9 protein-coding genes are annotated in these 15,884 nt (G+C 75.6%); all 9 read right to left on the reverse strand.

Features of this window, described 5'->3' with window-relative positions; genetic code table 11:
* Window positions 1-47: 47 nt before the first annotated feature.
* Window positions 48-3,470 (reverse strand): ABC transporter permease, encoded by a 3,423-nt coding sequence (locus STRTU_RS23420; protein WP_159745866.1) that lies wholly within the window; start codon window positions 3,468-3,470, stop codon window positions 48-50.
* A gap of 136 nt (window positions 3,471-3,606) precedes the next feature.
* Entirely contained in the window at window positions 3,607-4,011 is a 405-nt protein-coding gene (locus tag STRTU_RS23425; RefSeq protein ID WP_159745868.1) for a globin, read from the reverse strand.
* Between the two features lie 115 nt (window positions 4,012-4,126).
* The gene (locus tag STRTU_RS23430) at window positions 4,127-5,800 is read right to left on the reverse strand and encodes an FHA domain-containing protein (protein WP_159745870.1); all 1,674 of its coding nucleotides are present in this window, start codon (window positions 5,798-5,800) and stop codon (window positions 4,127-4,129) included.
* A gap of 60 nt (window positions 5,801-5,860) precedes the next feature.
* Entirely contained in the window at window positions 5,861-7,246 is a 1,386-nt protein-coding gene (locus STRTU_RS23435) for a vWA domain-containing protein (protein WP_159745872.1), read from the reverse strand.
* 136 nt (window positions 7,247-7,382) lie between these two features.
* The gene (locus STRTU_RS23440) at window positions 7,383-8,885 is read right to left on the reverse strand and encodes a PP2C family protein-serine/threonine phosphatase (protein ID WP_269777383.1); all 1,503 of its coding nucleotides are present in this window, start codon (window positions 8,883-8,885) and stop codon (window positions 7,383-7,385) included.
* A 1-nt stretch (window position 8,886) separates the two neighbouring features.
* Window positions 8,887-11,517 carry a serine/threonine-protein kinase gene (locus STRTU_RS23445; protein ID WP_159745876.1) on the reverse strand — a complete coding sequence of 877 codons (2,631 nt, stop codon included), beginning with the start codon at window positions 11,515-11,517 and terminating at the stop codon, window positions 8,887-8,889.
* Window positions 11,514-12,866 (reverse strand): coiled-coil domain-containing protein, encoded by a 1,353-nt coding sequence (locus STRTU_RS23450; protein ID WP_159745878.1) that lies wholly within the window; start codon window positions 12,864-12,866, stop codon window positions 11,514-11,516. Before STRTU_RS23450 ends, STRTU_RS23445 begins: the two co-directional genes overlap by 4 nt.
* Window positions 12,867-13,012: 146 nt before the next feature.
* Window positions 13,013-14,035 carry a glutamate ABC transporter substrate-binding protein gene (locus tag STRTU_RS23455; protein WP_246241121.1) on the reverse strand — a complete coding sequence of 341 codons (1,023 nt, stop codon included), beginning with the start codon at window positions 14,033-14,035 and terminating at the stop codon, window positions 13,013-13,015.
* 20 nt (window positions 14,036-14,055) lie between these two features.
* Complete coding sequence (locus STRTU_RS23460) at window positions 14,056-15,426, reverse strand: hypothetical protein (protein ID WP_159745880.1); 1,371 nt, start codon at window positions 15,424-15,426, stop codon at window positions 14,056-14,058.
* Window positions 15,427-15,884: the final 458 nt, after the last annotated feature.

The raw sequence follows: 15,884 nt of genomic DNA on the forward strand, positions 1-15,884 counted from the left end.
GGCGCTCACCCCCTGGGACCGGTCCGCCGGCGTCATGTCTCGTCATCTCACTGCACTCCTTGGCCGCGCAGGGCCCGTACCGGGTCGGCGCGGCGCAGTCCGATGGCGGCGACGACCAGGAGCGGTACCGCCGCGACCGCCGCGAGCAGCGTGGCCACTTGGCCCGGTGGCAGCTCCACCAGCACCGGCGGCACCGGGCGGCCCGCCTCCCCGGTCAGCACGATCAGCGGGACGACCGCGCGGGTCAGCACCGTCCCCAGCGCCGCACCGACGCCCAGCGCCAGCGCGATCAGCACCCCCTGCTCGGCGGCGATCATCCGGGCCAGTTGCGGGCGCGGCGCCCCCAGGGCCCGCAACACGGCGAACTCCCGGGCCCGTTCGCGGACCGACCCGGCGGCACCGACCGCGAAGCCGACCGCCGCCAGGGCCACCGCGACCGCGGCCGCCGCGGTCAGCGCGGTCTGCGGGCCGAGCCCCAGCGGATCGTCGTGCAGCTGCCCGGCGATCTCGTCGCGGACCAGCACCTGGCCCGGGTCGGTGTCGGGGCGGTCCCGCAGCGCCGCGACGACCCCGGCCGCAGCGCCCGGCCGGGGGCGCAGCCACCACTCGGTGGCGTTCAGCGGGGGCGCCCCGCGGTCGGACAGCGCCTCGTTGACGGCCCCGAGGTCGACCAGAAGGCCGCCGGTGGCCGGGGTGTCCGCCGGACCCGGCAGCGCCCGCACGGCCCGTACGATCCGTGCCTTCAGCGGCCGGCCGTTGACCGTCACCTCGATGAGGGAGCCGGTCCGGGAGCCGCTGGCGCGCAGGAACGTCTCGGTGGCGACGGCGGCGAGCGGCGGGCGGGTGGCGTGCGCGGCGGTGATCCGCACCGTCGTCACCGCGGCGCCCCAGTCGTCCGTCCTGGCGCCGGTGTCGTACGTCTGGGACAGCAGCCCGCCGCCGGGGGTCCCGGCCCGGCCGACGCGGGGCCCGGACGGCTCGCCCACCGAGCTGCTCTCATCGGTGATCCGCGCCTGCCAGGTGAGGGCGGCGGGCGGGGTGAGGGGGCGCGACGGGCCGTGGCCGGTGGCGGCGGCCACGGCGGTGACGGTGAGGCGCTGACGGTGTGCGACCGGGGTCTGGTCCACGTCGAGGAGCAGGCCGGTCAGGTGCAGCGGGCCGGCCGGGCGGCCCGCTGGGGCGCCGGCCGCGGTGCTGAGGTCCGCGGTCAGGGTGTGCGGTGCGCCATCGGCGGCGAGCGGGCCGAGCGGGACGGTGTACGGGATGCCGTGGCGGTCGGTGAGGAGGGCGGAGAGCGTCGCCGGGACCGGCCCGGTGTCGTGCCCGGCGGGCTGCCGGCCGGGGGGCTGTTGGCCCGTGGGCCGCGGCAGTGTACGCAGCGAGCGCAGTGCCGCGGTCAGCCGTAACCGGTCGCTGTCCGGTGGCAGTTGCACGCCCGCCGGGGCGCCGTCGTCCGGTGCCACCGCGCGCAGCACACCGTCCGCCGCCCGGCCCCGCGGGCCGTCCGCGCCACCGCCCACCAGATCGCCGCGCAGCAGCAGGGCCCCCGCCGACCTCCGGGCGTCCAGCGCGAGCAGCGAGGCGTCCCGGCCGTCCGACAGATCCAGGGCGGCCAGCCCCACAGGCAGCGCCGCGGCCACCCCGGGCACCCGTTCGTACGCGCCGCCCTGGCCCAACGGCGGTGTCCTGCTGGCCAGTACGCGCACCGCCGCGCCCGCGCGGAAGTCGGCCTGGTCGTCCTGCGAACGGTCCCAGGACGCGCCCTGGCCGATCGCCAGCATGCCCAGCGCGGTCGCCAGCACCAGCAGCAGCACCGGTCCGGCGCCGCGCAGCGGGCGGCGGCTGATCTGCCAGCCGGCCAGCGCGGCCGCCAGCCCCCGGCCGCGGGCCGCGCCCCGCTCGGCGATCCGGGCGGCGAGCGGCAGCAGCCGCAGCGTCAGCACCGTCCCGGCGAGCAGCGCCAGCGCCGGGGCGGCCACCAGCACCGGGTCGATGCCCAGCTGCCCGGCCGCGTTCGCGCTCAGCGCCCCGCTTCCGGCGCCGCCCGCCGTCTGCCGCCGCAGCTGCCAGTAGGCGACCCCGGCGATCACCAGCAGCCCGAGGTCGGCCCCGGTCCTGCCCCACGTACGCAGCCCCGACCGGGCGGGGGAGCCCAGCGGGGCACCGGGCAGCGCCCGCCCCCGGCGTCGCCTCGGGCCGTCCGCCCCGGTGCGCAGCAGCGCGGGCGCGGCGACCGCGAGGGCGCAGCCCAGCGCGACACCGAGGCCGGTCAGCCAGGACGACGCGGTGAGCCGGGTGTCCAGCGTCACTCCGATACGGGCCAACGCACCCTGACCGGACAGCAGTTGGATCAGCGGTCCGGCCAGCGGCGGCGCACCGGCCGCGGCCGGTGCGGCCAGCAGCAGCGCCTCGGCCAGGGCCAACCCCGCGATCCGCCGCCGGGAGCCGCCGCGGGCCCGCAGCAGCGCCGTCTCTCCGGCCCGTTCGGTGCTCAGCATCCGGGCGACCAGCAGCAGTGCGTAGCCCGCCAGCAGGATCAGCTGGAGCGCGACGATCAGGATTGTCGAACGGTTCACCAGCAGTGCCTGCCGCAACTGCCCCAGCGCGGCGGGTAGATCGGTGGTGGCGGTGGCCCGGCCCGCGAACGCCGGATCGGCCATCAGCGCCTTGGGCGCCGGACCGGCCGCGGCGGCCAGCGTGGCCAGCCGGTCCGCGGTCAGCGAGCGGAAGTCGGCGGTGGCGAGCCAGCCCACCGAGTCCTGGGCCGGTGAGCCGCCCCGGTCCGGTGACCCGCCGCGGAACGCCGCCGGATCGGTGAGCAGCGGCCCGTAGGTGGTGAAACCGGCGGTGCGCACCCCGCGCCCGCCGAGGTCATCGAGCTGCCAGTACGGGTCGGTGCGGTCCCTGGGCCGGTAGACGCCGGTGACCTCGACCGCCAGACGGGCGGGCCCGGACAGCCGGTTGGTGAGGGTGAAGCGACGGCCGGGCGCGACCCCCAGCCGGGCCGCCGCGGCCTCCGGCAGCGCGACGGGTAACCGGCCGTGGGCGGCCGGGCCGGGCCAGTGGCCGGCGGTGAGGGTCAGCCGGGAGCGGTCCAGGGCCGCGAGGTGGGTGAGATCCGGCTCACCCCGGGGCGCGCCCGGCGACCGCAGCGCGCGGGGGAGTGCGTACGGCCCGGAGCGGACCAGGGTGTGCACGGTGAACGGCAGCCCGTCGAAGGCCCGCCGGGCACCGCGGGCGACCGCCCGGTCCGCCGGTGCCCTTGCCCCGGCGGGCAGTTGGGCCTTCACCTGGAGCGCGGCGGCCGGTGCGGCACGGGTCCGCAGCGCCTGCCGCAGCCCCGCGTCCCCGATCGCGCCGGAGAAGGCCGTGAGCGTCGTCAGCACGGTCGTGGTGAGCAGCACCGAGAGCAGGGCAGCGGCCAGCAGCAGACGGTGCGCACGCACTCGTAGGAAGACAAAGCCGGACACGGACCCCCCTCACCGCGCTCAGCGCCACACAGATGAACGAATGGTGGCAGACGCGCGGCGCGGGCGGAGGGGGCTGTGGATAACCCTGGCCGGATCGTGACGGCGAAGGCGCCGCGCGGGCCGGGGTGCGGCGCTTTCAGTCCGCGGCGTTGACCATCGAGGCGGCGGCGTAGGTGAGGTAGTTCCAGAGCTGGGTCTCGTGCTTCTCGGACAGGCCGAGCGAGTCCACCGCGTCCCGCATGTGCCGCAGCCAGGCGTCATGGGCGGCCCGGTCGACGGTGAACGGGGCGTGCCGCATCCGCAGCCGGGGGTGCCCGCGGCCGTCGCTGTACGTACGGGGACCGCCCCAGTACTGCATGAGGAAGAGCGCAAGCCGCTCCTCGGCCGGACCCAGGTCCTCCTCCGGGTACATCGGCCGCAGCAGCGGGTCCTCGGCGACTCCCTGGTAGAAGCGGTGGACCAGGCGCCGGAAGGTGTCCTCGCCTCCGACCTGTTCGTAGAAGGTCTGCTCCTCAAACGTGCCGCGTGGAATCTTGTTCACCCGTCCATGGTGGCAGACGTCCCGGCGGAGGACTCCGGGCGTAGGGCGCGGCCGGAAATGCGGCCGGGGCGTGACCGGTTGATCACGCCCCGGGGTCGCATACGACCGGTAGGGCTCAGCCGCGGCGGACGGTCAGTGTCGTCCAGGCACCGACATGCACCCGGTCGCCCTCATGGAGCGGCACCGGCACATAGGGCTGGATCGGGTCCTCGGCGAGGTTGATCGTCGTGCCGTTGGTGGAGTTCTGGTCCACCACTGCCCAGCTGCCGTCCTGCTGCTGCACCAGCAGCGCGTGCTGGTGCGAGACGCCCGGGTCCTCCGGCGTGCTGCCCAGGTCGATGTCCGGGGACTCGCCGGTGCTGTTGCGGCGGCGGCCGACCGCGATCTGGCCGTTGGCGAGCGGGAGCACCTGCTCGGGGGAGTACGCGGGCAGGTTGAGCCCCGCCGCCTCCGGGCCGCTGCGGCCCATCATCGCCATGAAGTACTCGCGGTCCGGTGCGACCGCCACCACCCAGCCCGTGCCGACGACCGGCGGCGGACCCTGCGGCGGTGCCGCGGGGCCCTGGCCGGTGCCGCCGTTCCACTGCTGGTCCGGGCCCGGCTGCTGCTGCGGCATCTGCTGCTGCTCGTACGGGCCGGGCTGCTGGTCGTACGGCTGCTGCTGTTGCTGCTGCTCGAACGGCGGCTGCTGCTCGTACGGTCCCGGCTGCTGCGGCGGGAACGGGGCGGGCGGCTGCTGCTGCTCGAACGGGGCCTGCGGGCCGGGGCCGGGCGGCGCGGGCGCCATCGGCGGGGGAGCGGCCTGGGCGCTCGGCGGGTTCAGCGTCCAGTCGTCGCCGCCCTGCTGCGGCGGCGGGCCGCCCTGCGGGCCGGGGCCGGGCATGCCGGGGGGCGGGCCGGGCGGGAAGCCGCCGGTGCCCTGCTGGTCGGGGAAACCGCCGGGGCCGGGGCCGCCGGGGGGCATGCCCTGCTGCTGCGGGGGCTGGGGCTGCTGGGGCTGCGGTGGCGGGAAGCCGTAACCGCCCTGGCCGCCCTGGCCGCCCTGGGGACCGGGACCGCCCTGCGGGCCGGGCTGCGGCGGCGGGAAGCCATAGCCGCCCTGGCCGCCCTGGCTGCCCTGACCGCCCTGGCCGGGGCCGCCGAAGTCGGGGCCGGGGCCACCGGGCGGGGGGCCCGGCTGCTGGGCGGGCGGGGCGTAGGACGTCGGGGAGTTGGTGAGGAAGTTGTAGCGGCAGCCCTCACAGAACGGTGCCATCGCCTCACGGGGCGTACCGCACTGCGGGCAGGTCTCCGGCTGTCCGGACGGGCCGGGGCCGGGCATGCCGGGGCCGCCCTGCGGGCCGGGCTGCGGGGGCGGGAAGCCGTAACCACCCTGGCCGCCCTGGGGGCCGGGGCCGGGGCCGGGGTCGGGCGCACCGGGACCACCCTGCGGACCGGGCTGTGGCGGCGGGAAGCCGTAGCCACCCTGGCCGCCCTGAGTGCCGGGTCCGGGCGCGCCGGGGCCGGGCTGCTGGGGCTGCGGCGGCGGGAAGCCGTAGCCGCCCTGGCCGCCCTGGGAGTCAGGGCCACCGGGGCCACCGAAGTCCGGGCCGGGGCCGGGGCCACCGTGCGGCGGACCGGGCTGTCCCGGCGGCGGTCCCGGCTGGCCGGTGGGCTGGCTGGGCGGCGGCGTGTTCAGGAATCCTGCAGGCAGGGAGGGCGGCGGGGGGACAGCGCCCGCCATCCGCTGGCCGCACACCTCGCACCAGTCTTCGGCCACCGACTGGTGGCCGCTCGGGCAGGTCGGCATGTCGGTTCTTCCCCCTCCGTACCGAATTCGTTGGGTGGTGCCGCTCGGTACTGTTCGTGGCTATTTCTTCACGCGAACGGTTTTCGTCGAGCGCGTTTCGAGAGTCATCTCGTCCGCCTCGGCGACCTTCGCCTTCAGTCGCACAGTACCGGTCGCCGTATCGACGACGTCCACCACCTTCGCAAGGAGTTTCGCAGTCTCCGCGTTCCCCGACGAAGCGGCCAGTTGCACCGCGCGGCCCAGTTTCGCCATGGCGCCGTCGGTATCGCCCGACTTGCGGGCATCGAGCCCCTGTTGGATGGCTTGCGCCAGTTCCGCCTGACCTGTGTAGTGCGCCACCTGGGGATGGATCGACGTGGCGATCGCCACATCATCCGTCCACACGGCCCGTACGAGGCCCTGCGACAGGGGCTGCGACTGGCCCTGCGACAGCGGCTCCGACCGGGGCTGCGACGGGCGCCGCGCGGGATCGCCCTCGTCCGGTGCGGAAAGGATCAACGAGACCCGTCCCGCCAGCATTTCCCGGCCGATGTCCGCGGCCGGTACCCGGAGGCAGAGGTGGTAGTCGCGCGACTCGTCGCCCCAGGAGCCGGTCGGATAGTCCGCCGACCGCGGGCCGGACCGGCGGCACCGGCCGGTCAAGTCCGCCACGGTGGGAGCCACTTGCCGGACGAAGACGGTCTCCGCGCCCAGCGGTGTCCACAGCCGCAGGCCGACACCGGCGATCTCCTTGCCCATCGCCGTCTCCATCAGCCGCGTGAAGTCGGCGGCCAGCCCGGCCGGGTCGGTGACGATATCGGCGGTGCCCAGTAGCGCCGAGGCGATACCGGTGACCTCCTTGACCTCCCAGTCCGTGCCGACACCGCGGGCATCGCAGGTGAATGTCCCGGCACAGGCGTCCAGCGCCGCCCGCAGCTCCCGCGGCGACTCGTGCTCGTTGCGGCCGTCGGTGAGCAGGAGGGCGTGCCGGACACCGGCCCCGGCGGACGACAGCAGTTGGCCCGCCAGCCGCAGCCAGCTTCCGATGGCGGTGCCGCCGCCCGCGGTCAGGGTGCGCAGTGCCTCCTTCGCCTGCGTACGGGTGTCCGCCGCGGCCAGCGCCAGCCGCCCGCCGCCGGGGTAGACCTCGACGGCCCGGTGGGTACCGGCCACCACCGCGAAGCCGACGCCGTCGCGCACGGTGTCGATCGCGGCGACGGTCGCCTCCCGGGCGCCGCGCAGCTTCGCCGGCGGATGGTCCATCGACCCGGAGCAGTCGACGATGATCACCACACCGGCGTCCGGCCCGCTACCCGCCGCCGGTATGGGCCGGCCCCCGGTCGTGCCTCCCCCGGTCGCGGTGACCGTGACGATGGCGTGGACCTCCCGCCCGCCCTCGGGAAGATAGGGGTTCTGGTACACCTCGGCGGAGAAACGCGGCACCCGGGACTTGGCGAAGTTGGCCATCCGTTCCGCTCCTTGAGACGCCGTAACCGGTCGGTCGGTACACGTGGTGCGTCGTACATGGCGCAGGGCGCTGGCGGGCGTACGGGCGGGGGCGCGCCGTACCGCGTACCCCCGCCCGCGCGCCGGTGGCGAGCCGTCAGGCCGGTGCGGGCTGCCCCGCCGGGGCCGGGAACGGCACCAGCGCCACGGTGACGTTGTCGTGCCCGCCGCCGTCGAGGGCGTGGGTGACCAGCGTGCGGGCGCCGGCCAGCGGCGTGACGGGGGCGTCGTACGGCAGCACAGCGGCCATCTGCTCCGCGGACTCGGCGTAGTTCCACAGCCCGTCGGTGCACACCACCACGACACCGGGCCCGTCCGGCTTGAACGTCGCGGTGTGCGGCTCGACCTCGTAGGCGTCCGCGCCGAGCCAGCCGGTGATCGCGTGTGCCCGCTCATCGGCGTTCGCCTCGGCCTCGGACATCAGGTTGTTGGCGACCATCTGGGCGGCCCAGGAGTCGTCCTCGGTGAGCCGTGCGGGCGGCGCCGTACGGTCGTTGGGGATCCAGTAGGCGCGGCTGTCGCCGACCCAGCCGACGGTGAGCAGGCCGCCGCCGACCACCGCACCGACGAAGGTGCAGGCCGGGGCGTTCTGCTGGCGCTGCTCGTCATGGGCCAGGGACGGGTCGGGGGCGAGCGCGTCGACCGCCGAGGAGGCCGCCATGATGGCGTCGTGCATGGCCTGCGCGGGGTGTGTACCGAGCGGCAGGGACGTCCGCAGCGCCTCCCCGGCGGCCTCGGACGCCGCCGTGGACGCCTCGTCGGGGCGGGTCGCCGAGGAGACACCGTCGCAGACCACGGCGACCACGGCGGGGGTGCCGTCCGGCAGCGCGGCGGCGCGGAGCGCGAAGAAGTCCTCGTTGCGGTGGTGCCGGTGGCCCCGGTCGCTGACCGCCGCGATGCCGCCCAGCTCGCACTCCATGTGGTCGCGGGGGCGCGGCCGGGCGTGCCCGCAGTGCGTGCAGTAGCCGTCGGCGTCCACGGCGCCGGAGCCGCAGGCGGTGCAGCCGGGGGTGCCCCGGGCGGGCGTGGCGGCGTCATCTGCGGCGCCGGAAGGGCCTGTTGCCGGGGCGGGGGCCGTCGGCTCCGTGGCGGGCGTACCGGATTCCGGGGCGGGCATGGCGGGTTCCGTTTCCGAGGTGATGTGGTCCGCGGTCATCTGGACCGCGGCGGGCGCGCCGGTCCGGGCCGCGGCCCCGGCGGCCGCGTCGGCGACCGCCTCGTATCCGGCGACCCGCGGGTCGGCGGGCGGCGGGGTGTCGGTCACCGGCGCATGGCCCGGTACCGGCGGCATCCCGGTGTCTCCATACGGGAGCCGGGCCTGCGGGTCCGGAGGCGGCGGTCCGGCCGGGGCGGTGCGGGCGGCCGGTGCGGGCATCGGCGGCGGCCCGGGAGGCATCGGCGGCGGGGGCGGTACGGCGGCGGGCGCGGGCGGCGTCCCGTACGCCGGAGCTACGGCGGCAGCGCCGGGCGCGGGCGGAGTGCCGTACGCCGGAGGCGCGGCGGGCGCCCGGAGAGCGGCGCCGCACCGCCCGCAGAATTTGTCCCCCGCACCGAGCGGTTCGTCACAGCCCGGACACCGGGACGGCCCAGTCACACCCATGTCACACCCACGTCCTGGGGCGGAAGCGGTTGGCCCGTTCCACCAGTTCGATCCTTTTCTCACCACGCTGTGCCAGCCGCGCCAGCAGACGGTACGACCGCTCCAGGCCGAAGCGCAGACCGCGCTCCTCCAGCGGGCTGCCGAGCAGCGACGGCCGCTCGGAGGCGGTCGCCGCGACGTCCGGCCCGGCACCGTGGCTACCGGAGAGTACCCAGTCCAGGGCGCTGCCCAGAACCTCGGTGGTGAGTTGTTCCCGGCGCTCGGTGTCCAGACCGAAGTCCGCGAGCGCCTCGACCTGTTCGGCGGCGGCCCGCAGATCCGCCAGCAGCGGGTCGCGGGGCGGCCGCTCCCGCAGCCGGGCGCGGACCGCCGCGATCCGCGCCGCGATGTAGTGGATGGACGACTGCGGTACGGACTCCAGTGCCGCCACCGCGCCGCTCCGGTCGCCCGTAGCCAGCCGCACCCGGGCCAGCCCGAACGCGGCGCTGACATAGCCGCGGTCGGTCGCCCACACCAGGCGGTAGTACTCCAGCGCGTTGTCCCACTGGCCCAGCAGCTCCGCGCAGAGGCCCAGCGCCAGCTTGGGGGCCGGTTCGCCGGGGAAGGCGTCGTAGACCGCGTCGAAGGCCAGCGCGGCGCTCTCGCGGTCGTCGGCCGTCAACGCCACCAGGCCGCGGTGCCACACCACCCGCCAGTCCGCGCCCCACGCGGCGGGTTCCGCCCCGCCCCGGCCCGCTGCGGGCCACGGTCCGGCGGACTCGGCCGCGATCGTCTCCAGCACCTCCTGTGCCGCCCCCGTGTCCCCCGTCTCCAGACGGGCGCGCAGCTCCCGCAGCCGCAGCTCCAGGGAGTCGGCGGGTGCGGCGCGCAGCGCACCCAGGAGCTCGGCGGGCGCGGCGGCCGGCAGCCCGGCCAGCAGCCCGGCGTTGGCGTCGCCCGGATCGACCCGCGGCAGCGGCAGCGCCAGGGCGGCACCGGCGACGTCCAGGGGGCGCAGCGGCGGACCGCCCGAGGACGGTTCCGGCGCACGGGCCGGGGTCGCGCCGCGCGCCCCCAGTCGCGAACTGTCACCCTCCGACGCGGGCATCAACTCCGTATCGGTCACCCGGAGTTCCGGCCCGAACAGGGTGGACGGCGCGGGGCACGGCTCGCCGGACTGGAGCGCCACCACTTCCCGCAGGACCCCCGTCAGCTGCTCGGCCATCTCCGCCGCGGAGGCGAACCGGCGCGCCCGGTCGGGGTCCGTGGCGCGCACCAGCAGCCGGTAGAAGGACTCGTAGCTGCGGAACACCTCGATGTTGTCCGGATCGGGCAGCGAGTCCGCGAAGATGTTCGTATAGCCCTGGAAATCGAAGGTGAGGACGGCGAGGGTGCGCGCGACGGTGTAGAGGTCGGAGGAGACCGACGGGCCCAGCGCGGCGATCTCGGGCGCCTGATAGCCGATCGTGCCGTAGATCGGGCTCACCTGGTCGTCCATCCTGCGCACCGCGCCCAGGTCGATCAGCTTGAGCTGATCGTGCTGCTGGATGGCGTTGTCGACCTTGAAGTCGCAGTACAGGAAGCCCCGGCTGTGCAGATGGCCGAGCGCCTCCAGCGCCTCGATACCGTACGCGCAGGCCTGCTCCACGGGCAGTGGATCGCGCCTGCCCTGTGGGGTGCGCCGGTCGTTGGCGAGGTCCTTGAGCGACTTGCCGCCGACGTACTCCATGACGATGTAGCCGTCGCGGCTGCCCGTCGCCCGGTCGAGATGCTCCACGAAGTTGTAGATCCGCACGATGTTGGCGTGCTCGATCTCGGCGAGGAAGCGCCGCTCGGACACCGCCACCGCCAGCGCCTCCGCGTCACCGGTGTCCAGCAGCCCCTTGAGCACCACCCAGCGGTCGGCGACCGCGTGATCCGTCGCCAGATAGATCCAGCCGAGCCCGCCGTGCGCCAGACAGCCCACGACCTCGTACTGGTCGTGCACCACATCACCGGGCCGCAGTTTGGGAACGAAGCTGTACGGGTGGCCGCACTTGGCGCAGAACCCTTCCGTACGGCCCGGCTCCTCCCCGCGGCTCCGGCCCACCGGCGCCCCGCAGTCCGCCCGGCTGCAGAACCGCTTGCGCTCCGGGACCTCCGGATCCGCCAGCACCGCCGTCCGCGGATCGGGCCTCGGCACCTCCGGCACGGCCACCAGCCCCGCGCCCAGCCGCCCGCGCGACGGCCCGGAGGACGCCCCGCTGCCGGAGCCGGGCCCCGACACCGCCGAGACCCCGAGCGTCCGGCCGCCGCCGGAGCCCGTGTGCGACAGCCGCCCGGAGACCGACCGCCGACCGGACACCGACCGCCGCGCCGTCGACGAGTCGGCCGACGGCGCGCTGCCTCCGGAACCGGGGCCGGACGGCGCGCCGCCGTCCGGGGCGGGCGCGGGGGAGGGGACCGTCAGCAGCGCCCCGGCCGCCTCCCGCGCGGCCGTGCCGCCCGCCGACGCCCGGCTGGTCAGGCCCGTCGGCGTCGCGGACAGCAGGCCGCCCGGCGAGACCACCGGCGCCAGACCGCACAGATCGCAGTACCGCTCACCGCCGCCGACATCCTCGTAACCGCCCGCGCAGTCCCGCCGCTGGCAGCGCTCGCCGGCCCGCTCCGTCACGACTCCTCCCGCCCCTCCCGCTGTAGTGGTACCAACGCCTCCGCCGCCGCCTGCTGATACCGCCACACCGCCTGTTCGGCCGCCCGCAGATCACACGGTGCGCTCCACAGCATCCGGCGCGCGATGTCATACCGCTCCGTCAGCAGCGGATCCTCCGCCACACCATGGCGCGCGGCCTTCGCCCGGTACGCGTCCAGCCGGCCCCGCAGCTCGGCGCGCACCGCGAGCGGGGCGGTCACCGCGGTCAACGATTCGCGGGCCCGGTGGAGTTCGTCCTCCGCCCGCTCCTCCAGGCTGTCCAGCAGCGGTGAGAGCCGGTGCCACTGCGCCCGTCTGCGGTAGTCGGCCGCCGCCGCCAACTGCTCGTGCAGCGCCGTCGACGGGCCGCTGACCGCGGGCACCTCCGACGCGGCGATCTTCGCCAGCACCTCGCCCCGGGCCTGCCGCGCCTCGGTCAGCGTCCGGTCCGCCCGCGACAGCACGTCCCGCAGCTGCATCAGCCGCCGCTCCGCGTCCTGCCGTACGTCCAGGACTGCCGCCACCTCCCGCCGGATGTCCTCCAGGGCACGGGCCGCACGGTCGTAGCGCCCGGTGTCCGGCCGCCCGCCGCCGGGCGCCGAACTGCCCGTCGACGACGACACCCAGAACGCCAGCGGATCGGCGATCACCCGCGCGCGCAGCCGCGACAGCTCCTCCGTGATCCGCTCCAGATCGTCCCCCGCCGGATGCTCCCCGGGGCGCACCCCCACCGAATGGGCCAGCGAACGCGTCCGCTGCAACTCGGCCGACAGCAGATCTATCCGGGCCGGCAGCGCCGACCAGACCGAGTCCGCGGCCACGATGACGTCCAGGGAGCGGGCGTACAGCCCGTTGATCCGCGCGACGAGGCCCTCCAGGCTGAACCGCTCGCCCGGCCGGGCCGGGCCGCCCTCCGGATCACCGCCCTTGGGACCGCCACCCGCCGTCTCCGCGTCCGCGTCGGTGGCCGGGACCGTCACCCCCTCGCCGTTCAGCAGCTCCGTCAGCTCCGCCAGATCGTCCGCGGACGGCCAGCGGCGCCGCTCCCGCAGCTCACGCGCCGACTCCAGGGCGGCCGTGTACGCGTCGAACAGCGACCACAGCACCGTGATCGACCGCTCCGCTTCGGCCCAGCGTTCCTTGGTGGTGCCGGACAGTTCGGCGCCCTCCAGCAGGCGGCGGCCCGCGTGATCCTGCAACGCGAGCAGCGAGGTCTCGATCGCTTCGTACTCGGCACCGAGCCGCTCCAGAGCGCGGTCCACCTCCTCCCGGTCCGGCGCCGGGGCATCGGGCCTCCCCGGAGAACCGGGGAAGGGTCCAGGGACCCCCATCGATCACCTCTCCAATACGCGTACGATGCACGGCGGTTGCGGCGGCCCCGTGGCCGCTGCGGTCTGCTCCTCCCGTCGCCTCCTCCATAGTGACCTCATCCGGCCGCTCCATGGGGCGATCGGCCGCACACCGCTCCTTGGGGCGATCAGTCGCTGTACTCCGGCGACGGCGGCCCCGATATGCCTGGCAGATCGGCCTGCAGCCAGGTGCGGTACGCCCGCATCCAGGGGCTGTCCGCGCCCCCGTCGCCCCGGTAGTCGTCCAGGACCTTGTTGACCCGCCGGACCAGATCCGTGTCGCCCTTGTTCATCGCCACGCCGTACGGCTCGTCCGTGAACGGGCGGCCCTTCAGCTCCACCGCCGGATCCTGCGCCGCCTGGGCCGCGGCCAGCGCGCTGTCCGTGACCACCGCATCCGCCTCCCCCAGCTGGAGCCGCACCAGACAGTCCAGCTGATTGGGCACCGTCAGCACCTTCGCCCCGTGCCGCCGCGCCGACAGCTCGCTCTCGCCCGTCGAACCCGCCGCCGTGCACACCCGCTTGCCCCGCAGCGAATCGTCGAACGCCGTGATCTTCGACGCCTTCGGGGCCAGCACCTGCTGCCCCGCCTGGAAGTACGCCGTGGAGAACGCGACCTGTTCCTTGCGCGCACAGTTGATCGTCATCGTCCGCACCACGATGTCGACCGTGCGCTTCTGCAGCGCCGGTATCCGCTGGCTGGTCGGCACCGCCTTGAAGACCACCTTGGGGTGCGGCCCCAGGATGTCCTCGGCGACCGCCTGCGCCAGATCGATGTCGAAGCCCGCCAGTTCGCCGGTCACCGGGTCGCGGTACCCCCACCGGTAGGTGTTCTGGTCGACCCCCACGACCAACTGGCCCTTCTCCTTGATCCGCGACACCGCCGGCCCGTCCTTGGACGACGGCCGCAGACTCTCCGCGGCGTTCCGGGCCGTGCACTTCGCGGTGGCCGGAGCGGCCCCCGGCCCGTACGCCCGGTGCGTCACGGCCGGCCCGGCCGCACCACCGGGACGTCCGGGCCCGTGCTCCCCGGCGGCCCCGCCCAGCGCCGGCACCAGCACCGCCGCGGCCGTCGCCATCACACCCATCCCCGCCGCGAGCGGCGCCAGGACGGCACGCAGATTCCTCAGTCCTCGCGCGCGCATCCTCATGTCCCCCTCACCCGGCTCCCTCACCGGTACTCCGCCAGCCTGCGCCCGATCCCCAGCACCGCGCCCAGCGCACCCAGTCCCGCCAGCACCCCGGCGCCCACCGGCAGCCCGTCCAGCGCCGCACGCCCCCCGTCCGCCGCCGACCGGAACTCCCCCTGCTCATGGACCAGCGCCCGCTGGAGCCCGGCGGCCACCCGGTCGAAGGACTCGCCGGTGGACCCCTTGGCGCCGATCACCGTGGCCAGCGCCCGGTCGAAGTCACCCCCGTCGTCCGCCGCCCGCGCCTCGGCATGCCGCGCCTGCCACTCCCGGACCTGCGTCAGCGCCGCCCGCACCGGAGCCCGCCCCGCCTCGTCGTCCGCCAGTGCCAGCGCCGCCCCCAGCCTGCTCCGCGCCGCCGCCGCACCCTGGTCCCCCGCCCCTGCCAGCTCCGTCATCCCCGAGCGGAAACCGGCCTCGTAGAAATCCTGCTGCCCGCCGGTCAGCACCGCACCCCGCGCCACCAGTGTCAGATTCTCGTCCCCGCGCGCCCGCAGCGCGGCGATCCGGGCCTCGTTGAGCACCCGCAACGACCGCGCACCGTGCTCATACGACCCGGTCAGGCCGCCCCGCGCCACCGTATGCCCTGCCACCAGCCACCCCAGCAACACCAGACACGCGGCCGTCGCAGCCAACAGGCCCCGGTTGAAGACCCGGTGGGTCCGCCGGTAGTTCCGCCGCTGCGCCCACCCCAGCGCGCCGAGCGCCACCACCCCGGCCGCCAGGGCCCACCACGGCCACGCCTTGGCCGTGGCATAGTCCGCGGCCAGCCGCTCCGTCTCCGCGTCATACAACGCCCGTGCGGCCGGGAGGAGTTCCGTCCGCATCCGCTCATGCGCATAGCGCAGATACGCGCCCCCGAGCGGCAGCCCCTGCCGGTTGTTGGCCCGCGCCGTCTCCACCAGCCCCGTATAGCGCGGCAGCCCGCCGTTGAGCTTCGTGATCTGCGCGCCCGCCCCGTCCGAACCGGCGCTGTTCGCCGACGCCTTGACCAGCAGCGCGGACGCCGTCGCGATATCGGCCGTATACCGCTCACGCGTCGCCCGGCTCTCCTCGCCACCGGCCAGAAAACCCGCCGCGGCGGTCGTGTCGGCATCCGCCAGCGAACGGTAGAGGTTCGCCGCGTCCGCGGTCAGTGGCTGGCTGTGCTCCACCACATCGTCCGCGGCCGCCGCCCGGTTCGACACCTGCCAGGCCGTCACCGCGCCGAACAGCACCACCAGCAGCGCCAGTACGGCACCGATCACCCGCAGCCGGCCCGGCTCGGTCGTCGCCGCGGCACGCAGCTCGTCCAGCCCCTCGGCCCAGGCCGTCCGGCGCACCGCGGGCGGTGACACGCTGCTGGTCGACACGGAACCTCCCCCTGGGGCGCTGACGGTGTGCCCGGCCCCGCGCACAGCGCCCGGGAGCGCTCACGAAAAGGACCGGTGCATGGGCAGCAGTATGTCCGCAGCCACTGACAGACACACCGCGAATGCCCTGATCTTGTTCGGATCGCGATCCACGACCGGGCCCGCCGCGCCCCCGCGCCCCGCCAGGCCGCCACCCACCGTACGGACGCCCAACTCGCGGGCATCGAAGCCGCCCTGGCCCGCCGCGGAGCCGCCCTCGCCGCCCGGTGGATGACTGACGCCGGGGGGACGACTGACGCCGGGGGACCGCGCGCGCACGCCCTCCCCGCGCCCCCCACTTCACTCCCACGCGCCGATGCCCTGCTCGCCCACCTCCGACTACGCTGAGTGACGAAGGTTGATCCTCGTCCCAGCAACCGGCACGCGCTCACCCGCGCCCGCCGAACCGGAGGCCCCAC

It is taken from the genome of Streptomyces tubercidicus (genome assembly GCF_027497495.1).
In the GTDB taxonomy this organism is placed as follows: domain Bacteria; phylum Actinomycetota; class Actinomycetes; order Streptomycetales; family Streptomycetaceae; genus Streptomyces; species Streptomyces tubercidicus.

Coding starts and splice junctions, on each gene's coding strand:
- STRTU_RS23435 (WP_159745872.1), bottom strand. CDS start 7,246: ATGGCCAACTTCGCCAAGTCCCGGGTGCCGCGTTTCTCCGCCGAGGTG.
- STRTU_RS23430 (WP_159745870.1), bottom strand. CDS start 5,800: ATGCCGACCTGCCCGAGCGGCCACCAGTCGGTGGCCGAAGACTGGTGC.
- STRTU_RS23440 (WP_269777383.1), bottom strand. CDS start 8,885: ATGGGTGTGACTGGGCCGTCCCGGTGTCCGGGCTGTGACGAACCGCTC.
- STRTU_RS23450 (WP_159745878.1), bottom strand. CDS start 12,866: ATGGGGGTCCCTGGACCCTTCCCCGGTTCTCCGGGGAGGCCCGATGCC.
- STRTU_RS23455 (WP_246241121.1), bottom strand. CDS start 14,035: ATGAGGATGCGCGCGCGAGGACTGAGGAATCTGCGTGCCGTCCTGGCG.